A 22,084-nucleotide genomic window follows, 5' to 3' on the forward strand; every position below is an offset into this window, starting at 1 on the left:
TACGGCATAGTAGAAACACACATAGTGGTCCTGTTTTCAAACGGCACTATTGGCCCTGTTTTGGGTCGGCGTCAACACCAGTGCTCACATTTGCTCCGCTTCGTTTTTTTGTGCCATCTTCCCACATGACTCTTATCGTCACGGGCAGGAACTGATCGACGAGAACCAGGTCGACGCGCCGGCGTCGGCCTGTCGTTTTGTACACCCGTCTGCACGAACACGCTCGATCCGGACCTGCGAAGGGATCTTGACTGGGGGAGGGTTCGCCACACCCCACGCGCCCGAGAGTCCCGCAGTGCTCGCTGCGCGCACAACCGACCATCAGGCCGGGATCGCTGTGCTCCGCGGCCCAGGTCACCCACTGGGAAGTCATCTGGGCAGATTAGGCCACCACAACCGGTTGCGTCCCGTGGAGGGGTGTAGTTCCCGGTTCTTGGGGCGTTGGATTAACAACGTCGGAAACCATCGCGCGATGGTCAGTGAGAACCGTTCAAAGTTCCTCACAGAAAGACACATCACACGACCCTTCTATGGTTGAAGTCAAGCAGTAAGGGTCGCCAGTGAGCGATAGATGCTGCGGGCGATGAATCGTTTGAGGCAGCGGTGGATCTCTCGCCGGGTCTTGCCTTCGGCGGTTCTTCTGTCAACGTAGCTTTTCGTCGTGGGGTCGGTGATCATGCGGCAGCGGGCAATGATGTGGAGCGCTCGGTTCAGTTGACGGTCGCCGTGGCGGTTGAGGCGATGCCGGGTCGTATTTCCCGATGATGCCGGAATTGGGCTAACGCCCGCCAACGCCGCGAAGGCGGCTTCCGAGCGCACTCTGCCTTGGTGGGAATAAGCGGTCAGGATGATAGCGGCCGTGAACGGTCCGACACCGGGGATGTCCTGGATGCCTGGAGCGAGTTCGTCGACGTGCTTTGACAGGGCCGCGTGATTCGTTTCCAACTCGCGAGTGCGCTGGTGGATCGCGGAGGCGAGCCTGCGGGCTTCAGATCGGGCGACGGCAGCGGCAGTGTCATCGCTGGAGCGATCGCGCCATGCGGCGATGATGTCGACTTGAGTGTTGGTCAGGGGTGCGCGGACGTCGAGGCCCAGGTTGATTATCCGCAGGAGCGCGTTGCGGTCGTTGCGGTCGCTGGTGCGTTGGGAATCGATACTGTGTCTCGCGACGAGCAGAACTCGAAGGGCGCTGCGAAGCCCGTCGGCGCGCGGCAGAATCAGCGCGGTCGCATCGGTGCCAAGCGCGGTGCGGGCGGCAGCCACGGCATCGATTTGGTCGGTTTTGCCGTGACCATCCCGGGCCTGCCGTTTGGGTGGTTTGACCTCGCAGACGCGGATCCCCGCGGTGGTGAGAGCGCGAGTCACGGTGGCTCCGTAGGAGCCGGTGCCCTCGACAGCGGCAAGCTGCTGCCCATCCGAGCGTCGCTCAATCCATGCGATCGCGCGGGCGGTGCCAGCGTCGGTGGTGGGAAATGAAGCGGTGTCAATGACTGCGCCAGTAGCGGCAGTAACGACTGCGTAGGTGTGACTATGGCAGCGTTACTGGGACCCACCAGGGCAATCTAAGCCGGACCCACTTCGGGCGAAGCGGGGTGTCGCGGGCAACCTAACCGGGACCCACCTCCACCGTTGTTGCAACGTGTTTTCTGGTTGCTCAGGGTGGAGGTTCGGATGGAGTCTCGGGTGGAAATTTTCGCGCAGATCCGGCGTGACGCACGGGTGGAGGGCGTCTCGATCCGGGAGTTGGCCCGACGTTATGGCGTCGGGCGGCCAACGGTGCGGCAAGCCCTGCTGCAGGCGGAGCCGCTGCCACGGAAACCGCGGGTCCGGTCCGCACCGCGGCTGGACGCGTTCAAGAGAGTGATCGACGAGATGCTCCGCCTGGACACGGAGGCACCGAGGAAGCAGAAGCACACGGCACGGCGTGTCTTCGCCCGCCTCGCGGACGAGCATGGTGCGACGGATCTGTCGTATTCGACGGTCCGGAACTATGTCCGCCGGCGCCGCCCTGAGATCGATGCGGCCGCGGGCCGGCTGCAGGAGGTGTTCGTCCCGCAGGAGCACGCGCCAGGGGCCGAGGCGGAGGTTGATTTCGGGGAGGTCTGGGTGATCTTGGCCGGAGTGAAGACGAAGTGCCACATGTTCACCTTCCGCCTATCCCACTCGGGGAAAGCGATTCACCGGGTCTATCCAACGCAGGCGCAGGAGGCGTTCCTCGAGGGGCACATTGATGCGTTCGAGGACATCGGCGGGATCCCGACCCGGCACATTCGTTACGACAACTTGACGGACGCGGTCGTGAAAGTCATTTACGGCACGGGCCGGCAGCGCACCGAGAACGACCGCTGGGTGCTGTTTCGGTCGCACTACGGTTTCGACGCGTTCTATTGCCACCCCGGAATCGAAGGCGCCCATGAGAAAGGAGGCGTCGAAGGTGAAGTCGGCCGGTTCCGGCGCACACACCTGTCCCCGATGCCGGTCGTGGATTGTCTTGAACAGTTGAATGAGCGGATCCGTGGCTGGGATCTCGACGACGAGAACCGGCGCATCAGCGACCGAATCCGCACTGTCGCTCAGGACTTCGCTCTCGAACGACCGCTGCTCGCTCCGGTGACCGCGGATCGGTTCGAGCCTGGTTTGTCGTTGACTCCGCGGGTGAACCGGTCGAGCCTGATCCGGGTGCGGATGGCGAGTTACTCGGTGCCGGCCCGGTTCATCGGACGGCCCGTCCGTGTCGCGCTGCGGGCATCGGAGGTGATCGTCTTCGACGGCCGCACGGAGATCGCACGGCACCCGCGGGTGGTGGCTCTGCATGGTCAGAGCGTGAACCTTGACCACTATCTCGAAGTTCTCCAGCGCAAGCCCGGCGCCCTTCCCGGGTCGACAGCGCTGGCTCACGCCCGGGCGTCGGGCGCATTCACCTCGGCGCATGAAGCATTCTGGGCTGCCGCCCGGAAAACAGACGGTGACGCGGGAGGCACCAAGGCCCTGATCGATGTTCTCCTGCTGCACCGGACAATGGCAACGAACGACGTCGTCGGCGGGATCATGGCCGCGCTCACGGTCGGGGCTGTCACTGCGGACGTTGTCGCGGTCGAGGCCCGTCGCCACGAAGCCTTGGCTGGAACAGGTCGTCCTCCGGTCGAGGAAGTTCGAGGCCCTGAGCGGCGGGTCGTCAGTCTGACCCAGCGCCGCCTCGCGGACCCGGCCGCGGTGATCGCTGGCCTTCCCGCTGACACCAGGCCGTTGCCGAGCGTTTTCGCCTACGACCAGTTGCTGCGCTTACCCGATCGCACGACCCCACCCACAGCCGTCCCGGCTGGACAGAAAGGAACAGGCTCATGACCTCGGCTACCACCAGCATCACTACCACCCTCCGACGCCGCCGAGGGTTGACTGAAGAAGCCGCGAACGCTGCCATCGACGGCGCCTGCCGAAAGCTTCGACTGCCGACGATTCGCGCCGTCGTCGACGAGGCCACGACCGCAGCCGAGAAAGAACAGCTCTCCTATCAAGGGTTCCTCGCGGAACTGCTGCTGGCCGAATGTGATGACCGCGACCGACGCTCCTCTGTCCGCCGCGTGAAGGCCGCCGGGTTCCCCAGAGACAAGTGGTTGGGCGACTTCGATTTCGACGCCAACCCGAACATCAACCCCGCGACGATCAACACCCTCGCCACCGGAGAATGGGTGCGGAAAGGCCAACCTCTTTGCCTAATCGGGGACTCCGGGACCGGAAAATCACACCTGCTGATCGGCCTCGGAACCGCGGCGGCAGAGAAAGGGTTCCGAGTGAAATACACCCTCGCGACCCGGCTCGTGAACGAACTGGTCGAGGCCGCAGACGAGAAGAACCTCGCCCGCACCATCGCCCGCTATGGCCGCGTCGACCTCCTCATGATCGACGAACTCGGCTACATGGAACTCGACCGGCGAGGCGCCGAGCTGCTCTTCCAAGTCCTCACCGAAAGGGAAGAGAACAACTCGATCGCGATCGCGTCGAACGAGTCATTCTCCGGCTGGACGAAGACCTTCACCGACCCCCGCCTTTGCGCGGCGATCGTGGACCGCCTCACCTTCGGCGGGACGATCATCGAAACTGGCACCGACTCCTACCGCCTCGCCCACATGCAAAGACAGCAAGAGCAGATGCCCGTCTGAAGGCGTTGGCCAACAGAAGCAGTCGTCGTGTTCGACGGCTGCTCACCGGAGAGGGCTGACCAGAACGAGCCCGACCGGGCGGTGTTCCACCTGAAGTCAGGACGAGGGCAACCCGGCCAGACGCAGAACAGCAGCCAGACCAGCCGGGGTCCCCGGCCAGTGCTTCGTGATGGAATCGCTGCCCGCGCGCCTGGTCGCGAAGCGAAGAGCGATCGCTACGACCAACGCGTCGTCGGCATATCCCAACACCGGGATGAAATCCGGGATGAGGTCGATAGGCGAGATCAGATACACCAACAGCACGCCCAACCAGATCCGGACCCCGATCGGCACGGACCTGTCTGAAGCGAGACGCTTCAGCAGGCGCACGACGTCCGGGGCGAGACGAAGAAGATCCAGCAGCGACGCACGACCCGAGTGTTTGCGTTGCTCGAACCACAGCACAAGGACAAGCACCAGCCAGAACAGGACCAGCCCGACGACGACGCCGACAACAACCTGCCACCACTCCGACACGACTACGAATCCTCAGGGACTGCGCCGGCGTTCGGATTGGTGGAAATCCTCATGACACTATTCTCCCAGAGGATGACCGCAACAGGTGGAGGTGGGTCCCGGTTAGGTTGCCCGTGACACCCCGCTTCGCCCGAAGTGGGTCCGGCTTAGATTGCCCTGGTGGGTTCGACTTGGGTTGACATAGCCATAGGTGTGCGTTTTGGCGTGGGTATCCACGCCGATGACGTATTTGTATGTGTCAGCTACGGTGCTCACGAAGTGTCTTCTTCCGGTAAATGGTTCGTTATCCGGGCCTGGGAGAATCGTCGCGAGGCAGATCTCTAATGAGTCACACCCCCGCCGGAGCGTGGGTGGACGACCTTCTATGAAGCCATCGAAACGGGTCAGGCCGGCACCGACCTAGCCCAGCGGACAGGTCGTGTGAAAGCCACCGCTTGCGCGGGACAGATGGCTCTTGAGTCACGTTGGGAAAGGCCGATACCAGCTTGCCAGCCAGCCCCAGGCCAGCTACTAACCATTAGAGATGGCTCTAGACCAGTCTGCCCTGCTCGACCTGTTGGGAGAACTCAAACTCACCGACGTCACCGACCGAATCCGCGTCGCGACCGAAACGCTTTACCAAGAACTCATCAATGCGGAGGCCACCGCCCTCATCGGTGCCGGCCGTTTCCGACGTTCCGAGGACCGCACCACCCAACGCAACGGTACCCGCCCGCGTCTGTTGACGACCACGGCCCGAGACCTGCACCTGAAGATCCCCAAGCGGCGCCAGGGTTCATTCTTCCCCGCGCTCCTCGAGCGCCGCCGCCGGGTGGACCAGGTCCTGTTCGTCGTCGTTATGGAGGCTTGCCTCCACGGCGTCTCGACCCGGAAAGTCGACGACCTGGTCAAGGCCCTCGGCGCGGCTCATCGGGATACCGGCGGGCGTCGGCGAGGGTGTCCTCCCAGAACTCGTCGAAGTCGTCTGGTTCGGCAACGAGCGAGCGGTACTCGCGGAGTTCCGGCAGGCTGCGGTTGTAGCGGGCATGGGAAAGGACCTTTCAGGCGTGCAGTGCACGAGCCCAGCTTCGAGCTCGTGAACGGTAGGGCGGATGCCGCCGGTACTACGGACCCTATGCGAGCGCAATCCCCGACGGACTTTGCACCTTGACGGCAGGACCGACACGCCTAAGAATCCCTGGTCAGCCCCGGCCCGTCGCGCGCTTCTTGTAGTAGTCCCGCCAGATCAGCCGGTGGACCGGGATCCACCGTGGGATGTCCCGCAGGCCGGGGATGAAGGGAACGAGCGTCAGTAGCACGCTCAGCAGGAGCATCAGGAGAACGACGAGCAGGTCGGCGTTCGGGGCGGAGGCGAATGGCTCGACCTGATACCAGAAGGAGAAGAGCCACAGCCACGATTGTCCGGGTGTGTTCCCCGTTTCGTTCATCATGCCCCACTGGTCGCCGGTGAGGTGCTGGGCGGTCGCGAGGTCGCCGAAGTACGCGCCGTCGCCCAGGAACAGGATGGTGCGGGTGTAGTCGGAGTTGTAGAACGACTGCTGGGCGTTCAGGACGCCGTCGAGTGCGCCCTGGCTCGCCATCCTGAGTAGGGCACCGGTCAGGACCGGGACGGGCCCGTAGTCGCCGGTGGCGACCTGGGCCGGGTCGCCGTCGGGGGCGTTCGTGAGGGCATCCGTGTATGCGGCGGTCCAGTCGGTCTTCTGGGTGTCGATCGCGGTGTTCCACGCGTCGAGGGCGGCGCTCGGGGGTACGTTGAGGGTCGTCAGCGGGGTGATCACGAGGTCCTGCGCCGTGTCGATCGGCAGTCGCACTCCGGAGAAGCTCTGCAGGTCGAAGGCCCCGATGGTCTGGGTCGCGTCAGGAGTGTTGTTGTAGGGCGGCCCGTAACCTGCGGAATCACTCGTTCCGCCGAGCTCGGCGGTCGCCGTCGCGACGAAGTCCGCCGGTTCTGCCTGCGCCCAGGACTTGAGGGTGACGCTCGGTTCGTCCGGCGAGCCGACGATCGCCGAGAGACCCACGATCAGGAGTCCGACGACGACGAGGGCAACGGTGAGTTCCTTGAAGAGGTCGTATTCGCGCACCCTTCCGCGCCAGGGGCGTCGGGCGAGGGCGTCGCGATTGGAGCGGGACGTCGTTGCGGTGCTCATTGCGTCGCCTCCGCCTGTTCCGGGTTCGCGTCCGGTCGGGCCGCTGGACTGTGGCCGAGCGCTGTACCGTCGCCGAGCAGCACTTCGCCACTCAGCTGGGCGTCGCTCTCAGCCGCGTCGATCGGGGGGACGACCCCGTGCATCCGCACCAGGATCACGTGCAGCGCGACGACGGCTCCGACCGCGAGGGGCAGCAGCACGATGTGGAAGCCGAAGATCTGGCCGAGGTTGGCCACGTTGAACCAGGCTCCGATGCCGGAGGCGTTGAGTGCGTCCTTGCCTTCGAAGGCGATCCACTGCGAGTCGAAGTTGGTCTGGAGCAGGTACCCGGTGAATGCCGCGACGATCGAGACGAGGAAGGCGGCCATCCCGGTGATCCAGGTGAGCGTTCGCCCGCCTCGCCAGGCGGCCATCCAGTACTTGCCCCAGAGGTGCACGACCATGGTGATGAAGAAGACCTCGACGCTCCAGAGGTGCACGCTGTTCACGAAGTGGCCGAAGTCGGAGATGTGGTACCAGGCCGGGCCGTTCAGGCTGAGCACGACCCCTGAGACGACGATGAACACGAGCGAGACGATGGCGCCCATGCCGAAAACGTAGATCCAGGATGCGACGTAGCTGGGCTGGTCCTGTGGCAGCAGCTTGTCGGCGGGCAGGTGCTTGAGCAACCAGCCGCGAGCTTTCCCTGTCCAGGTGTAGTACTCCTCGGCGGGTTCACTCTTCTGCTCCTCGCGGATGCTCATGGGCGTTTCTTCCCACTCGGGAACGGGAGAACGAGGGCCAGCAGAAACAGCAGGATGATCACGATGATCACGATGAGATTGCCGAGTTGGATCTGGAATGCCCCCCAGCCGACATAGATGCCTGGACTGTCCTGAGTCGCAAAGTAACTGATGAGCGGATTCATTGCGGCTCCATTGCTCGGGATATCGGCCAGCCACGGGTGGATCCGAGCGACTGTGTCCCGATGAAACTCACGTTATTCCCGTTCGGGAAAATCTGCTCATCGTTCCGTGGGGAAAGAACCTGAGACTACGTTCAGGAAGGAGTGCTGCGGAAGGCGCGGTCAGGACTCCGGGTGGGCGCCGAGTTTGGCGCGAAGAGATCAGCCCTGGCCTTCGAGGATGATCTGCGCGCATCGCCCCGTCGCAGCGTTCACGACGATCGGCGCCATGAGGTTCACGGTCGTGCCGCCCTCGCGCGGGTTGGTCACGACGAGAACGAGTGCCTGGTCGGGACCGGCGAGATCGAGGGCGCGGTCGTCGGTGACGACGGGGGATTAGTCCGGCAGGTAGATCACGGCGTCGAGCACGAACGCCGGATGTGCCGGTCGTCCGCGGACGGCAGCGTGGACAGGCCGTCCGCGCCGGCGATCTCCGTGAGGTCGAACTCGGTCAGCGAGTCGAGCCCGGGCGGTGGGAGACGAATGTCAGAGTGGCGCTCACTGGACGCGGTGTGATGTCGGTGAGCCAGAGCCGGTTATCGGCATCGGCGGTGAACTCGTGCCGAGGTCGCAGCCCTCCGGGTCTTTTGCAACCACGGGCCGCTGCCTGGCACACGTGCGTGCCAAGACCGACCTGCGCGCCGATGGCCCGCGCGGTTTTCACAACATCGCCGGTAGCTATGCGCATGCGCACGCCGAGTCGGGTCAACTGGGCTATCAGCGCGGCCGCGTCAGGCCGGGGCGGATCAGCCAAACCCACAACTCCCAACAAACACAACCGGAGCTGCTAGCCATCGGTAGTGGGGCTGACTAGAGAGCTTAAGGACCCGACACGTCACCGTGATGGAAATCCCGTCAACGGCGAGCTCAGCCACGAGAGGGTAGAACCTTTTCCCGGCGGGTTCGCCTGCGACAAATACGCAGCCGCCCGCCGCAGGATTTCGACTTCCTTCAGCAACCGGATCCGCTTCTGCGCCTCCCCATGCCCGGCCGACTCGGTGCGTATCTGGCCAGATTTGGTTCCGTCATCTCACTGCGGGGCGCTGCAGCCACTTCTGCAACGTCATCGCGTGAGCGCCGAATTCTCTCGCGATCTGCTCGATCGTTGTCACACCAGGTTCACGGTTACGCGCCGTGCCCACAACGCAACACGGACACCCTAATACTGAACGGTCTTGAGGCTAAGCGGTATGGGGCCGCACTGGTGCGCTGAACCACTCGGGCCCGCATAAACTTTTGGCGGTTCTGGACATCGGACTTCTCCTTGCGTCCCGGGAGATTCTCGTCCGGCAACTGCGCACGTGCACACGTGCGCACGTGCACACGACCGAAAGGTGAACGCGGTGCTTCACACCAGCATTCCGAGCCCGACTATCAGTTATTTCGATCTCGGGCCCCTCCGCGTTCACTTCTACGCGCTGTGCATCTTGACCGGCATCATTATCGCCGTCTGGATGTCTTCGGCCCGGTTGACCGCCCGCGGCGGCAAACCGGGCATGGTGATAGACATCGCCATGTGGACCGTCCCGATCGGAATCGTCGGAGGCCGCCTGTACCACGTCGTCACGCATCCGACCGATTACTTCTTCCCCGGCGCAGACCTGTGGAAGGTGCTGTTCGTCTGGGAAGGCGGACTCGCCATCTTCGGCTCGATTCTGTTCGGCAGCATCGGGGCATACATCGGCTGCCGCCGGGCCGGGATCCGGTTCTTCTCCTTCGCCGACGCTCTCGCACCCGGGCTGCTCCTCGCGCAGGCATTCGGCCGCTTCGGGAACTACTTCAACCACGAGCTCTACGGCGGCCCGACGACCCTCCCCTGGGGCCTCGAGATCGAATCGACCAACGCAGCCTTCCCCGCCGGGTTGCCGGCCGGGACCCTCTTCCAGCCGTTGTTCCTCTACGAGATGATCTGGAACACGATCGGCGTCGTCCTGATCATCTTCGTGCTCGAGCGCCGCTTCAACCTCCGCTGGGGCAGGGCTCTCGGCTTCTACCTGCTCTGGTACGGCGCCGGACGGGCGTTCCTCGAGTCGCTCCGCCTGGACCCGACCGAGTATTTCCTCTTCGGCCTCAAGATCAACGTGGACGTCGCGCTCCTCGCCGCCATCGCCGGGATCGTGCTCATCATCGTCCAGACCCGACGACACCCCGGCCCGGAAACATCCATCTACCGGAACCCACAGTTACCCCCGATCGATGACCTGGCGGTGATGGAGGCCCCGTCCGGTTCACACACGGGTGGAGGCACAGCCGTGGATCTGCCGGGTGGCCAGGTGAGCGACAGCCGCCGGGACGCCTGACACAGTCGGGAGCAGATTAGTGGCGTCCAGTCAGACGAACCTCATGCTGTTCTGGGTAGACGAGTGAACGGTGTTGCGAGAAAACGAAAGGCTCGAGCCGTCGTTGCGAGGTAAGCGAAGTCCGATGGTCTGCGGCCCCGGGTCCAGCGGCTGGCGGCCATCCTGGAATTGGATCTCGATGCCTTCTCCGGGCGGGCGGAGCTCTGGGCGTTGCTCGCGGCGTACCACCGCCGCTGACCGACGCCGTTCACCATCGCCGAGCCGACCGGGCGGTGGTCTACCGGGGTGCGACGACCTCGCTATACAGCTCCGGCCTCCGGTCGCCGAACGCATCGCACAACGGCGTGATGGTCTTGTCCCGGGACAGGAGCAGATCCAGGTCGGCCATCGCGATCCCCGACGCGTCGGCGGTGGCGACGACCCAGCCGTGCTCGTTGATGATGGAGCTCGCCTCGTTCCAGTCCTGGCCGCGCTCGGTGCCGCTGCGGTCGCAGCAGACGACGCCGACATGGTTGGTATATGCGGCAGCCATGGCGACCGTGACCTCTGGGACTCGCTCGCCCTCTGGTACGGTTTCCCGCGGCCAATTGGTGGGCACGACGATCAGCTCGGCCCCGCGCAGAGCCAAGCTGCGGGTCATCTCGGGGAACTCCAGGTCGTAACAGATGAGGACGCCAAGCCGGCCGAGCGCGGTGTCCACGACAGGGGGGACGGCCGTGCCGGGCGTGAAGACGAGCTTCTCCCGATCCCACAGGTGAGTCTTGCGGTAGCTCCCCAGGACGCCGGAGCCGTCGACGACGGCGAGGCTGTTGTAGACGAGGCCGTCGGCACCGAGTTCGGCGAAGCCGCCGACGACGACGCCGTCGACGCCGGCCACCGCTAGTGCCCACTGCGCGAACACGGGATGGTCCGTCGTCACGGCGACGGACCGGGCCTCCTCCTGCGAGGAGAACATGTAGCCCGTGGTGACCAGTTCGGGCAGCACGACCAGTCGGGCGCCTGCCGCCACCGATTCGCGCACGGCGGCCACGGATCGTTCGACGTTGCCGGCCAGGTCGGGAATGACCGGTGCCAGCTGTCGACACGCAATGCGGATCATGTCTTACTCCTTGTCTCGTGGCCGACGTGCGTTGTGTTGCTCCGTATCGCGGCCGGAGGTGATCATTCGTGAAAGGGCCGGGCCGGTGACCAGGGAGGTCACAGGCCCGGCCGTTTCACCCCGTCAGGCCCTAGTCGATGAGAGCGCCCGCGAGGTCTTCCTGCTCCTGCGAGGCGAGCTCGAGAGCGTCGGCCTGCTCGTCGGCGAGTTGCCGTTCGGCCGCGACGTCCAGGTTCCTGGTGAACAGCCAGTAGAGCAGCGCACCGATCGGCAGGCCGACGAAGAGCGCGACGTCGACGCCGCCCATCGCCTGCGAAACGAACCCGACGTAGAAGCCCGAGATGTCAAAGAACGGGGTCATGCACGCAAACGCGACCAGGTAAGCGGTGATGCCCGCCCAGCCCCAACGGCCGTAGATGCCATTGGGTTTGAAGATCTCCGTGATCGCGTAGTGGCCCTTCCGCACGATGAAGTAGTCGGTGAGGTTGATCGCCGTCCACGGGATGAAGAAGTACAAGACGAGCAGGAGGAAGTCCGCGAAGAAGACCGCAAAGTTGCTCGAGGCATAGAGCGAAAGGACGCCGGAGATGCCGGCGGTGATCGCGACGGTGACGATTCGAACGGTTACGGTCGGTCTCACCTTGCGGATGCTGTCGATCGAGGAGATGAGGGTGAGGGATCCGCCGTACATGTTCAGCACGATGACCGCGACCAGGCCAAGAGCGATCACGAGCAGCGCGATCGTGCCGAAGCCGGGAAAGAGGCTATCGGCCACGCACTGGATGGCGGTGATCGGATCGCCGGCGTCGAAGTCCGTGACGGCCGCGGCGAGGTACGCGCCGAGGAAGATCAGCCAGGCGCCGCCGATGGCGCTGCCCCAGAACGTCCAGCGGAAGGTACTGCGACTGGGCGTTTCGGCGGGCAGGTAGCGCGAGTAGTCGGAGACGTAGATTGCCCAGGAGATCTGGTACCCGGCGACGACGCCCAGCTGGGAGAAGAATGCGACTGGATTGAAATCGCCGAGATCGAAGGCCCCGGTGGGCAGGTGCAGATTGACGAGCGCCGAGAAGGTCAGGAGTGCCAGGACGACGACCGTCACGTACGTGAGGTAGCGCTCCATCTTGTGGATGAGGTCGTAGCCGAAGAGGGCGACGACGGCGCCGACGATGGTGACCGCCCAGAACCAGAATGGAGAGACGACCGGGTCGGAATGGAGCGCTCCGCTGATCGCGTTGCCTGCGAGGACCGTGTTGAACACGTTGAAACCTGCGTACTGGAGGAAGGCGAAGAGCCACACGAGGAGGGCGCCAACGTAGCCGAACTGCGGTCGCGACTGGATCATTTGCGGCAGACCGAGCTTCGGGCCCTGCGATGAGTGTGCCGCCATGAAGACGGTGCCGATGACCAGCCCGATGGTGATCGCGATGAGCGACCAGACCAGGTTTCCGCCAGCGGCGAAACTTACGACTCCGATCGCGAGGGTCGCGATCTGTGCGTTGCACATGAACCAGAGCGGCCCGATGTGCCAGACCTTGCCGTGCCGCTCGTTTTTGGGCACGTAGTCGATGGAACGGACTTCCAGACCACGGTTCTTGGTTGGGCTTTCTTCGGTCACAAATCTCTCCTTTGAAATTTCGGGACGCTCAGCGCTGATAGGTGAAAAAAGTACACGCTGCCTTACCCAAACGATGTTGCCATAACGGCAGATTGGAGATTCCTTGTGCCAGTTTGGCAGCCGATTGACCGCCTCGCGGGAGTATCCGTCGTATTTCACCGGGTTTCATCCAAAGTCGTAGAATTGGGGTTCGTGAAGATCGACCAAGACTGTCCGGGTGAGCCTCGGTGAACCGGAGGATTTCGCCGTGACAGTATCAGCGGCATTGCCCCTTGATGACTCGGACCGATTCAATGGTGTGATCACAGGGGTGCGCGATCCTCGCCGGCTCAAGGCTGTCGCCGACGCAGACCTGCACGGGTCTTTGGCTGACCCTGATCTGGACGCGGTGGTTGCCACCTTGCGCCTGGCTTGCGCGGCGCCGATGGTCGTCGTGAACATCGTCAGTGCCGACCGGCAAACTTACGCGGCGGAAGTTGGTGTCGGGGCAGAATGCACCTCAGTACCGGACGCACTGTCCTTTTGTGCGGAGGTAGTTGACACGGGTCGGGCCACGATGGTCTCCGATGCCGCTGCGCATCCCATCTACTGGCAGAACCCGATGGTACTTAGCGGCGTCATCGGTTCATACGCGGGCGTCCCGCTTATCGATAACGGCGTGGTTCTTGGCAGCGTGGCCATCTTCGACCACCATGCGCGAGTGTTCTCCGCTGACGTCCTGGACATTCTTCGTCACCAAGGGAAACTGGCTGGGTCTGTCCTCGCACTGCGCCGTTCGGCCCGCACGGACGCGCTGACCGGGTTGCCCAACCGTGCCCTTTACGGGGACCGCCTCGCAGGTGCGCTGGCCAGACTTGAGCGCAACGGCGGAATGGTCTGCGTGATGTACCTCGACATCGACGACTTCAAGATCATCAACGACACTCTCGGGCACGGTGGGGGCGACGATATCCTTATCGAGCTGGGGAGGAGACTGGCCAGCGTATTGCGCCCCACCGATACGGTCGCGCGCTTCGGTGGGGATGAGTTCGTGAGCCTTTGCGAGAACTTCGGTGGCGTCGGCGATGCCGAACAGTTGGCGGCTCGGGTCGTGGCCGCTACCGCCGAGCCATGGGACGTCCAGGGCTGGTTTATGCCTGTGCACGTGAGCATTGGATTCGCCGTGACGGATTCTGCCACAACAGAGCCAGCGGCATTGCTCGATGACGCCGACACCGCTATGTACATGGCGAAGAAGGTTCCTGGCTCCATGTGGGTATAGGCACCCGCCAGCGGACAGAGCCGCAAACGCCTCATCGTTGAGCCGTCCCACCAGGGGGCTATGGCTTAGCCGTTGGTGGGTGGCGCGGGCGTCGAGGACTGATCAGATGATGGGGCGCCTGGCGGAGTGCCGGTTAGCCAAGCGACGACCAAGAATGCGCCGATCAACCCAACGACGATGAGCACCCCTGCCACAGAGCCTCTGAAAGCAACCCCGGAGACCACAATCAGGGCCACGAAGGCTGCAGACGCGACGGCTCCTTTCCAGCTGAGTATCCGCCATCCCCAACCAACGTATTTCTTGGGCCCGAACCAGGCTTTCTTCGTGAACCGTCCCGCTCTTGCGTCCATGACGAAAATCGTAGCCCGGTATCCCGTGCTCGTTCCGAAAACAGTGGAAAGCATCTCCGATTTTGAGCCACGCAATTTTGCTGGCCGGGATGTGCAACGGAAATGTCGTGAGTCCCGTCCTCCCCGCGGTCACGGATGAGGTCGTGCGGCGAGAGTTCCGCGTCGTCCGCAGGAGGGTGTTTAGTGCGTCCGGTCCGGCCCGGTCCTTGCCACGTCTGAGCGCGGCGACGTTTGAGGGGTGGGCGGCTATGTGGTACCCGAGGAGCCCAAGAGCAAGCCGATTGCGAACGTGGACAACAGTGCCAGCGCGCCGCCTAGGACCATCCTGAACGTGGCCCGTCCTCGTGAGCTGCCTCCCAGATGACCTGCAAGTGCCCCTGAAATGGCGAGAACGAGGAGCACGGCCAGGAATGTGACCGGCACCCTCCATGCGTCAGGTGGGAGCAAGATCGCTGCTAGGGGAATGATCCCACCACAAATGAACGCGACAGCCGACGCCAATGCAGCGTTCCACGGGCTTGCAACATCGTTTTCGTCGATGTTTAGCTCAATCGCGAGATGCGCCGCCAAGGCATCATGTTCGGTCAACTCTCCCGCCACTTGTCGCGCAGTTTCAGGGGACAAGCCCCGCGCTTGGTGCATGCCTGCGAGTTCTTCCAGTTCTTGCTCCGGCGTTTCAGCGAGTTCGCGTTTCTCCGTCGCAATCAACGCCTGTTCACTGTCACGCTGGCTGCTCACAGACACATATTCGCCTAAAGCCATTGAAACAGCGCCGCCCATGAGCGCCGCAACGCCAGCAGTCAGAATAGGTCCGACCACGTGGGTTGCACCAGCTACCCCGACCACAATCGCCGCCACTGACACGATGCCGTCATTGGCCCCCAGCACTCCCGCGCGCAACCAGTTCAGCCGGGTCGACAGGCCCCCACCCTGATGGGGCTCATCAGGGTGCGAGTCTAGAGGCTCCCGTTTGCCCCGATCCGACATAAGCCGAGTAAACCACATCTCACTCCGCCGAACGCACCGTGGCGCTCCACGCTTTGGCCATCGCTTTGGCCACGGTTGTCTTGGCCGCAATCATCGGGGCCGTCAGCCGATTGCATCTCCTCCGCGGTCCCACGCTGACCGGACAGCGACACTTTCCGTAGCGCGCCTGCATTCCGAAATGCACACCGACGAAGGTGGCCGGACTCACCGACAAGGTACTGTAACCATGGTATGCCTTGGCCACCTCGGCGCTGCCCGGATTTAATCGCTGACGTGAGGAACGCTATGACGGTCGAGGAATTGCCTGAAAGTGTCCTGCCGGGCGCGGACATTGCCTCGGAACGGACCGGTCAGGGAAACGGAAAGAGAAACCCGGTTTCGCGTTTTTTCGGTCTCCTTGGTCCGGGTTTAGTTACCGGTGCCGCCGATGACGACCCATCAGGGATCGCGACGTATTCCCAGGCCGGCGCGACGTACGGCAACAGCATGTTGTGGACGGTCCCTTTAACGCTTCCGTTAATGATGGCTGTGCAAGAGATCTGTGACCGGATGGCCCTAGCCACCGGGCAGAGCCTCGGCGCGCTGATCCGTCGACGCTTCAGCCGCGGATTCCGGGTTGCGATCGGGATTCTTTTGGCCTTGCTGATCATTGCGAATTGTCTGAACCTGGCCGCGGACCTGAATGCGATCGGTCAGGGCATGAACCTGCTGCACGCGGGACCCGCGTTTCTGTGGGCCGCGATCGCCGGTATTGCCATTGTTGTGGCCGTGACGGCGGGGTCCTTCGCGATGATCGGCCGGATCTTCAAATGGTTGTGCATGGTTCTTCTGGTCTACGTCGGAGTCCTCTTCGTTTCCAACGTAGATTGGGCCGACGTTGCCCGCGGCCTCACCGGCGGGCAGATCCAGTTCTCCCCGGCGTACTTCGGTTTGATCGTCGGGGTCTTAGGTACCACCATCTCGCCGTACATGTTCTTCTGGCAGTCCGCGCAACGCATCGAGGAACTCCGCGCCGAAAAACGTGGCGGCGATCACGCGCCGGCCCTGGACGAGAGGCCAAGGCCGGAAGCGGCCCGACGGCTACGCAATGGACGAGTGGACGTGTTCACCGGGATGGCCTTTAGCGTGCTGATCATGTTCGCCATCATTGCCTCCTCCGCAGCCACCCTCGGCGCACACAACACCCCCGTCACCAGCGCAGCCGAGGCAGCCCAAGCACTCGAACCAATTGCCGGCAACTACGCCGGTATCCTCTTCGCTCTGGGTTTCATCGGCTCTGGGGTACTCGCAGTGCCCGTGCTCGCCGCATCCGGCGCTGCGGGGATGGCAGGGCTTTTGAACAAGAACTGGGGTCTTGACCGGTCCCCCCGGAGAGCACCCCTGTTCTACGCCCTCCTCGGCGTTGGTATCATCGCCGGCACCATCCTCGCTATCGTCTCCACCGACCCGATCGGACTTCTCGTGCTCTCCGCGATCGTGAACGGCATCGCCGCCGGCCCGTTCCTGATCGTGATGATGCTCATCTCCCGCGACAGAACCATCATGGGTAAATACCGAAACGGTAAGCTCGCCGCAACCATGGGCTGGACCGCCACCGCAATCATGTGCGTCGCCGGCGCATACGGCATCTGGTACACCCTCATCGGAAACTAACCAGTCGAAGCGACAGCTGAAGTTTGGACCCAATGGCTTTGGTAGCAGAAACCGGCCTGCACATCCTCGTCGACGAGCGGGCGGATACGTTGATGCGCACGCGGGCATAAAACAGTGGCACCTCACGCCGGAATGGTCACAGGCGCAGATCCCATCCGAAACGAAACCCTCGTCTGGCCGCCGTTTCTTCGCGCCCGATCGAAAACTCCGATCGGGTTCCCGACACGAGGGACTGTGCCTGCTGGATTCTTAGGCCGGCATAGAGCAGCGTGATGTAAGCGAGTTGGAAGGGAAAGACCATCGAAATCAGCACCGCGTCTTTGGCCGCAGCGACCGGCTCGTCGTGATCGAGCTCTAGGTGCTTGCCGCGCAGCACTACCTTGCCCACCTTTCTCAATCGCCCGAGGTCCCGGCTGACGCTTTCGCGAAGACGGCGATTCAGTGGCAGAGCCACGAGTATGCAGGCAAGGGCCTCGGCGAAGAACGCAGATTCTGCCGCGAAGGACAGCTGCACGCCGATTTCCGAGATGGCGGAAGTGCTCCACCGGGCGAGAACGGTGAACAGTACGCGCTGAGTGTCCTCTGGCGTGACGAGCGGCTTGCGAATCACGCCGGCGCCCGTACTTCGGCTGAATTGACCGGCACCACCCCCGAAGTCAGTTCAGGGGACGTGAGATCGGACGACGCTGATGTCATTGTCTCGCGGCGGAGGAATATGCAGAGGCCCGCGCGCTCGGATTGGTTGGGGAGCCATGACGATAGCTCGCGTTTCGCGGCGGCTGGGCGGGTACTTAGAGCGTATTAGTGGACTCAGCGTGGAGGACGCATTATGCAACACAGTGTGGAATCCGGCGGATTCGAGGATCTGAAAGTTGTACGGGTCTCGGCCACCGAATGGCGGGTCAGTGGGCGTTCGTTCGAAGAGCAGAGCCCCGCAGCATTCTGGGGCCTCGTTTGCCAGTGTGGTGAAGCATTCAGTGTGATGCGTCCCGGACGTTTTCCGGAATGGCGTACTTATTGCAGCTTCGATAGGGCGTTGGCGAGCTTTGCAGATCACTCTGACTGAACCGTGCCTGGATGTGGCCCGTCCTACGGTTTCGCTTTACACCAGGGTCACGTCCCGCTGGGTGTAATTCATTGTCGTCCTGCGATCAGCTCAATTTGGCGCCGTCGCTTGTCAGAATCTGGCCATCAGATTGATCTGGCAGTAGTCCCAAGGCGCGCACTCGGCGGTAGATGGTAGCTCGGGACATTCCGAGGTCGAGCGCGACCTGAGCTGCTGTCTCTCCACCCTCTATAATTCGGCGGGCGTTGCGGACCTGGCTGTCAGTGCTGATCCGCGAGCGACCGCCCAGATCCTTGCCCGCCGCACGGCGTTTAACGATCGAGCCAACCACACGCTCTCGCTTGATTTCGCGTTCCATCTGTCCGAGCGCCGCCATGATCGTGAACAACATGGACCCCATCGGAACTTCCTGATTCTCGCCCTACGTCAAACGGCGGACTTGCTCTGAGCTACTGGCCTCACTCACCCTGACGTAGGGAGGCTAGCGACAAAGACCCAGTAGGGGACATCGACAACACACCGGCGGTTGGTTCTAAATCGTGCGCTTTGTGCGAGGATCTGGGGATGGAGCAGGTGCAGGACTTTCGATCAACAATTTTTCATGCTGGCACGAGGGCGAGCGTGGCTTTCATCGTTGGCGTGCTCGTTGGCGTCGCCTCTGGTCTGATTGTGAAATGGGCATTCGCGCCGGCTATCGGTTGGGTTGGGGCGGCGGTCGTCTTCCTGTCGTGGACGTGGATAGCGGTAGGTCGACTGGATCATTCTGAGACCGCACGATATGCCACTCGAGAAGATCCATCCCGGTTCGCCGCCGAGGTACTCATTCTGTGCGCAAGTATCGCCAGTTTCTGGGCCATTGCGCTTATCCTCATTGAGGCTGGCACCGTGGAAGGACTGGCCAAAGCCGGACTCGTCGCCTTGGCGTTGTCAACGATCGCGGCTTCTTGGCTGATGGTCACCACCGTGTTCACCTTGCGATACGCGCACCTGTACTACAGCAACGAAACCGGGGGCATTGACTTCAATCAACGCGAGCCGCCCCGGTACTCCGACTTCGCTTACCTGGCCGTGACGATCGGGGCCACGTTCCAAGTTTCGGACACCAATCTGCAAAATCACGATATCCGCATCACCGCGCTGCGCCATTCGTTGCTTTCTTACGTCTTGGGAGTCGTTGTCCTAGCGACAACGATCAACCTCGTTTCCGGACTCGCCCATTAACCAAGTGCTTCAGCGCACCACGTACTCGCTCGAGACAAAACGTCTGGAGAAGGAACGAAGCATCCCCAGTGTTGCCAGAAAGGCGCTCGGGTCCCGGTTTCGTGTTCTGCTCCATACCGGTCAGGGCCCCCGTCCCGGGGCTTGATTCGCGCGCGAGCTCCGTCTCGAAAACTCAGAACTAGACAGCCGTTGCCTGGCGGCCTTCCGAGCCCAGATGCGTGCGAGCCTCCCTCAACCCTTTTCGTTCTTCTTCGGCCAAAGGGTCACCGTTGATGGTCTTCCTTGGCGATCGCGCTTTTCCCGTCCTCTGACCCAACGATGTGGCCGTGAACTTCAGCAAGTGTTAGCGGCCTGGGGTTGTGGGATCGTCAACCGTTTCTTTGAGTTGGTCCGAGGTTTAGAGGAGTGCTTCGCGGGCGAGGACGATGGTTCTGTCTCGGGGAAGCTCGATGACGTCGACGGGGTCGGGTGCGAGCCTGTCGAGGGCTAGGAAGAGGACTTGGGCCCAGCGAAACATTTTGCTCCGCCGGTTGTAGCGGGGTACTGGGGTGGAAATGAAGAATGTTGCGCGTGAGGAAGCGAAATTTACTAGCGCTGTCTTGTCAACGGTGTGAGCTTCGGTCAGGAGTTCTGTCATCCGGGGTTGCTCAAGGAATCCGATTTTCGCGACGACGCGAACGATTCCGGAGGGGAACGTTTCGACGTTGATTCGTTGTTTCATCCCGACGGTGGAGGGGACGTCGATCGTTGACCAGCTCAAGAGGATGGAGCGTTTCTGGAGGGCATGATTTTGAGTGACCATTGTGCGCAGGGCAACGGGCACAATATTTGGATTCCGGGTAATGAACACTGCGTCTCCGGGAACCCGGAACAGGTCCCCTTTGGCGCGTGTGAGGAATGACTCCAGGTCGCTGAGGGGGAGCTCGCCGATGCGTCGTGCGGCGCGGATGCGTTGCTGTCCTATCCACCATGAGCCCATCACTGTGAATATGATTGCGCCGATTGCGAGTGGGAGCCACCCTCCCGAGGTCGCTTTGGGTAGGTTCGCAACGAGGAACGCGACAGTCACCAGGAGGATTGCGCCTGCGGCGAGAATTCTTGGCGTGAGGCGTCTGGAGTGTGCCCAACTCCAGGCCAGGTAGACGATAGTGGTGATGGAGATGGTAGTGGTGACAGCGATGCCGTATGCGGAGGCTAACGCGGCGGATCCTCGGAAGCCAATTGTCACGGCGAGCACAGCAAGTGCAAGTAGGACGTTGATGGCTGGAACGTAGATCTGGCCCTCGTTCTTTTCCGATGTGTGAACTACTCGAAGTGGAGGGAAGAGCCCCAGACGCCACGCTTGATGGATGACGGAGTATGTCCCTGAGATCACAGACTGGGAAGCGATGATCGTGGCGGCCGTGGCGAGGATGACCATGGGGAGTTGACCCCACGCGGGAACGAGGCCGAAGAAAGATGAGGTCGCCTCCTGCGGGTGGCGCAGAGCCAAGGACGCCTGCCCAAGATAGTTGAGGACTAGGGCGGGAAAGACGACCCACATCCATGCGCGCGTGATCGCTTGTCGGCCGAAATGGCCTAGGTCGGCGTAGAGGGCTTCGGCTCCCGTAACGGCCAGAACGATCGCTCCGAGGGCGAAGAATGCTGTCCCGGGCTGGTCGATGAAGAAAAGTACAACCCAGTGCGGCGAGAGCGCTTGAAGGACCGCGGGGTCCTCCAGGATCGATGCGCCACCCGTCACTGCGAGGACAAGAAACCAGAGCAACATTATCGGGCCGAAGAGCCGTCCGATTGTTCGGGTGCCAAATCTTTGTATCGCAAAAACACCCAGCAAGATCACGACTGCGATCGGCACCACAAGGGCGGACAGGGTCGGCTGGATCACTTCTAGACCTTCTACTGCGGACAGGACCGAGATCGCGGGAGTGATCACGCTATCGCCTAGAAACATTGCGGCACCCAGCATGGCAACAATAGTGAAGGTCGTGAGGGTTCGAGCTTTCAGACCGCTCCGGCGGAGAAGCCCGAATAGTGCGAGAAGCCCACCTTCGCCTCGGTTGTCAGCCCGGATTAGGAAACGCACGTAGAGGATCGTGACAACCAAAGTGAGCGCATAGAGGATGGTCGCCGTCGACCCATACACATATTCGGCCGACGGTCCGCTGACATCGAAACTGCCGGCGTCAAACGTCGTCGTCGCCGCGTAAAGCGGGCTGGTGCCAATATCGCCGAAGACGACACCCATCGCCGCAATCATGGGACCCACAACCAAAGCCGGACCGCGTGCGCTCAATTTTTCCAACTTCACGAATCTTTCTACATCCAAGACAGGCTCACGGCAGCTGGGACCGCTGTCGATCCGGTTAACGGTTAGCGTGCGAAGCGGTCTTGAAGGCGCCGCGTCAACTAACTCCTGAATCCTAGGGTGCGTGGAGAGCGTTCTGTGCCGCAACGGGTATCGTGCGACGTGTCGGCAACCATCGGTGAGCACCAAGTCGACCTGGCCGGCGCCCACTCCAAAGTTCCCACGGACCGCCCCTCTCTGTGAACCTCCGGAAATAGATGGAAGGCCCGGCGGCTGGGGTGCGTGAAGCCCTGGTCGTCATCGAAGGCGGTAACACCACGAGCAGGGCGGCGATGCGGGTCGAGACGCGGTGGCGGGTTAGAGCACGGTAGGTGGTCATCGCGCATTCGTCTTCGGTGTTTCGTCCCGCGAGCTCGAGCAACACGTACATTTTTCGACATGATCTCCAACACCATCCCGTC

General features: G+C 62.5%; 18 protein-coding genes and 3 pseudogenes. 7 read left to right on the forward strand and 14 right to left on the reverse strand.

Going from position 1 to position 22,084, the window contains the following annotated elements; genetic code table 11:
- Positions 1-540: 540 nt before the first annotated feature.
- Positions 541-1,530, reverse strand: a pseudogene (locus QN345_RS05545) (IS110 family transposase); the annotation flags it as partial.
- Between the two features lie 141 nt (positions 1,531-1,671).
- Between QN345_RS05545 and istA the strand changes: the two are divergent.
- Both istA and istB read left to right on the forward strand, forming a co-directional pair.
- Entirely contained in the window at positions 1,672-3,345 is a 1,674-nt protein-coding gene (istA, locus tag QN345_RS05550; protein ID WP_322136713.1) for an IS21 family transposase, read from the forward strand.
- Positions 3,342-4,160 (forward strand): IS21-like element helper ATPase IstB, encoded by an 819-nt coding sequence (gene istB / locus QN345_RS05555; RefSeq protein ID WP_322136712.1) that lies wholly within the window; start codon positions 3,342-3,344, stop codon positions 4,158-4,160. The genes istA and istB overlap by 4 nt, the downstream gene beginning before the upstream one ends.
- A gap of 96 nt (positions 4,161-4,256) precedes the next feature.
- On the opposite strand, the gene QN345_RS05560 is transcribed toward istB, so the two are convergent.
- On the reverse strand, positions 4,257-4,676 hold the full coding sequence (locus QN345_RS05560) for a YkvA family protein (RefSeq protein ID WP_322136711.1): 420 nt from the start codon (positions 4,674-4,676) through the stop codon (positions 4,257-4,259).
- A 523-nt stretch (positions 4,677-5,199) separates the two neighbouring features.
- On the opposite strand from QN345_RS05560, the pseudogene QN345_RS05565 reads away from it, so the two are divergent.
- Positions 5,200-5,598 (forward strand): annotated as a pseudogene (locus QN345_RS05565) (transposase); the annotation flags it as partial.
- Here the strand turns inward: QN345_RS05565 and QN345_RS05570 are convergent.
- The 6 genes from QN345_RS05570 to QN345_RS20550 form a co-directional block, all read right to left on the reverse strand.
- The gene (locus QN345_RS05570; protein ID WP_322137366.1) at positions 5,564-5,683 is read right to left on the reverse strand and encodes an acetylxylan esterase; all 120 of its coding nucleotides are present in this window, start codon (positions 5,681-5,683) and stop codon (positions 5,564-5,566) included. The pseudogene QN345_RS05565 and the gene QN345_RS05570 sit on opposite strands and share 35 nt — an antisense overlap.
- A 174-nt stretch (positions 5,684-5,857) precedes the next feature.
- A complete protein-coding gene (locus tag QN345_RS05575; protein WP_322136710.1) occupies positions 5,858-6,823 on the reverse strand; it encodes a hypothetical protein in 966 nt (321 codons plus the stop codon).
- Positions 6,820-7,566 carry a cytochrome b N-terminal domain-containing protein gene (locus QN345_RS05580; RefSeq protein WP_322136709.1) on the reverse strand — a complete coding sequence of 249 codons (747 nt, stop codon included), beginning with the start codon at positions 7,564-7,566 and terminating at the stop codon, positions 6,820-6,822. The genes QN345_RS05575 and QN345_RS05580 overlap by 4 nt, the downstream gene beginning before the upstream one ends.
- Entirely contained in the window at positions 7,563-7,730 is a 168-nt protein-coding gene (locus QN345_RS05585; RefSeq protein WP_322136708.1) for a hypothetical protein, read from the reverse strand. Before QN345_RS05585 ends, QN345_RS05580 begins: the two co-directional genes overlap by 4 nt.
- A 198-nt stretch (positions 7,731-7,928) precedes the next feature.
- On the reverse strand, positions 7,929-8,036 hold the full coding sequence (fliW, locus tag QN345_RS05590) for a flagellar assembly protein FliW (protein ID WP_322136707.1): 108 nt from the start codon (positions 8,034-8,036) through the stop codon (positions 7,929-7,931).
- 181 nt (positions 8,037-8,217) lie between these two features.
- On the reverse strand, positions 8,218-8,526 hold the full coding sequence (locus QN345_RS20550; RefSeq protein WP_369125154.1) for an HAD family hydrolase: 309 nt from the start codon (positions 8,524-8,526) through the stop codon (positions 8,218-8,220).
- 583 nt (positions 8,527-9,109) lie between these two features.
- Here QN345_RS20550 and lgt point away from each other — a divergent pair.
- Positions 9,110-10,066 (forward strand): prolipoprotein diacylglyceryl transferase, encoded by a 957-nt coding sequence (lgt, locus tag QN345_RS05600; RefSeq protein WP_322136706.1) that lies wholly within the window; start codon positions 9,110-9,112, stop codon positions 10,064-10,066.
- A gap of 277 nt (positions 10,067-10,343) precedes the next feature.
- Here the strand turns inward: lgt and QN345_RS05605 are convergent, their stop codons facing one another.
- Both QN345_RS05605 and QN345_RS05610 read right to left on the reverse strand, forming a co-directional pair.
- Positions 10,344-11,165, reverse strand: a complete 822-nt coding sequence (locus QN345_RS05605; protein ID WP_322189222.1) for a nitrilase-related carbon-nitrogen hydrolase — start codon at positions 11,163-11,165, stop codon at positions 10,344-10,346.
- Between the two features lie 130 nt (positions 11,166-11,295).
- On the reverse strand, positions 11,296-12,780 hold the full coding sequence (locus tag QN345_RS05610) for a cytosine permease (protein ID WP_323508489.1): 1,485 nt from the start codon (positions 12,778-12,780) through the stop codon (positions 11,296-11,298).
- 217 nt (positions 12,781-12,997) lie between these two features.
- Between QN345_RS05610 and QN345_RS05615 the strand changes: the two genes are divergently transcribed.
- A complete protein-coding gene (locus tag QN345_RS05615; RefSeq protein ID WP_322136704.1) occupies positions 12,998-14,041 on the forward strand; it encodes a sensor domain-containing diguanylate cyclase in 1,044 nt (347 codons plus the stop codon).
- Between the two features lie 596 nt (positions 14,042-14,637).
- On the opposite strand, the gene QN345_RS05620 is transcribed toward QN345_RS05615, so the two are convergent.
- On the reverse strand, positions 14,638-15,378 hold the full coding sequence (locus tag QN345_RS05620) for a VIT family protein (protein ID WP_322136703.1): 741 nt from the start codon (positions 15,376-15,378) through the stop codon (positions 14,638-14,640).
- Between the two features lie 285 nt (positions 15,379-15,663).
- Between QN345_RS05620 and QN345_RS05625 the strand changes: the two genes are divergently transcribed.
- Positions 15,664-17,031, forward strand: a complete 1,368-nt coding sequence (locus tag QN345_RS05625; protein WP_322136702.1) for an Nramp family divalent metal transporter — start codon at positions 15,664-15,666, stop codon at positions 17,029-17,031.
- A 136-nt stretch (positions 17,032-17,167) separates the two neighbouring features.
- Here the strand turns inward: QN345_RS05625 and QN345_RS05630 are convergent, their stop codons facing one another.
- Both QN345_RS05630 and QN345_RS05635 read right to left on the reverse strand, forming a co-directional pair.
- On the reverse strand, positions 17,168-17,641 hold the full coding sequence (locus QN345_RS05630; RefSeq protein WP_322136701.1) for a hypothetical protein: 474 nt from the start codon (positions 17,639-17,641) through the stop codon (positions 17,168-17,170).
- 541 nt (positions 17,642-18,182) lie between these two features.
- Positions 18,183-18,500, reverse strand: a pseudogene (locus tag QN345_RS05635) (helix-turn-helix domain-containing protein); the annotation flags it as partial.
- Positions 18,501-18,661: 161 nt separating this feature from the next.
- Here QN345_RS05635 and QN345_RS05640 point away from each other — a divergent pair.
- A complete protein-coding gene (locus tag QN345_RS05640) occupies positions 18,662-19,318 on the forward strand; it encodes a DUF1345 domain-containing protein (RefSeq protein ID WP_322187940.1) in 657 nt (218 codons plus the stop codon).
- A 397-nt stretch (positions 19,319-19,715) separates the two neighbouring features.
- Here QN345_RS05640 and QN345_RS05645 read toward each other — a convergent pair whose 3' ends face one another.
- Positions 19,716-21,563, reverse strand: a complete 1,848-nt coding sequence (locus QN345_RS05645) for a KUP/HAK/KT family potassium transporter (protein WP_323508490.1) — start codon at positions 21,561-21,563, stop codon at positions 19,716-19,718.
- Between the last annotated feature and the right edge of the window lie 521 nt (positions 21,564-22,084).

Source organism: Cryobacterium sp. 10I1, assembly GCF_035019805.1.
Lineage (GTDB): Bacteria > Actinomycetota > Actinomycetes > Actinomycetales > Microbacteriaceae > Cryobacterium > Cryobacterium glucosi.

Bases quoted from the DNA above. Each gene is read 5' to 3' on its own strand.
- istA (WP_322136713.1), top strand. From the start codon at position 1,672: ATGGAGTCTCGGGTGGAAATTTTCGCGCAGATCCGGCGTGACGCACGG.
- istB (WP_322136712.1), top strand. From the start codon at position 3,342: ATGACCTCGGCTACCACCAGCATCACTACCACCCTCCGACGCCGCCGA.
- QN345_RS05575 (WP_322136710.1), bottom strand. From the start codon at position 6,823: ATGAGCACCGCAACGACGTCCCGCTCCAATCGCGACGCCCTCGCCCGA.
- QN345_RS05580 (WP_322136709.1), bottom strand. From the start codon at position 7,566: ATGAGCATCCGCGAGGAGCAGAAGAGTGAACCCGCCGAGGAGTACTAC.
- QN345_RS05585 (WP_322136708.1), bottom strand. From the start codon at position 7,730: ATGAATCCGCTCATCAGTTACTTTGCGACTCAGGACAGTCCAGGCATC.
- QN345_RS05605 (WP_322189222.1), bottom strand. From the start codon at position 11,165: ATGATCCGCATTGCGTGTCGACAGCTGGCACCGGTCATTCCCGACCTG.
- QN345_RS05620 (WP_322136703.1), bottom strand. From the start codon at position 15,378: ATGTCGGATCGGGGCAAACGGGAGCCTCTAGACTCGCACCCTGATGAG.
- QN345_RS05625 (WP_322136702.1), top strand. From the start codon at position 15,664: ATGACGGTCGAGGAATTGCCTGAAAGTGTCCTGCCGGGCGCGGACATT.
- QN345_RS05640 (WP_322187940.1), top strand. From the start codon at position 18,662: ATGGAGCAGGTGCAGGACTTTCGATCAACAATTTTTCATGCTGGCACG.
- QN345_RS05645 (WP_323508490.1), bottom strand. From the start codon at position 21,563: ATGGGTGTCGTCTTCGGCGATATTGGCACCAGCCCGCTTTACGCGGCG.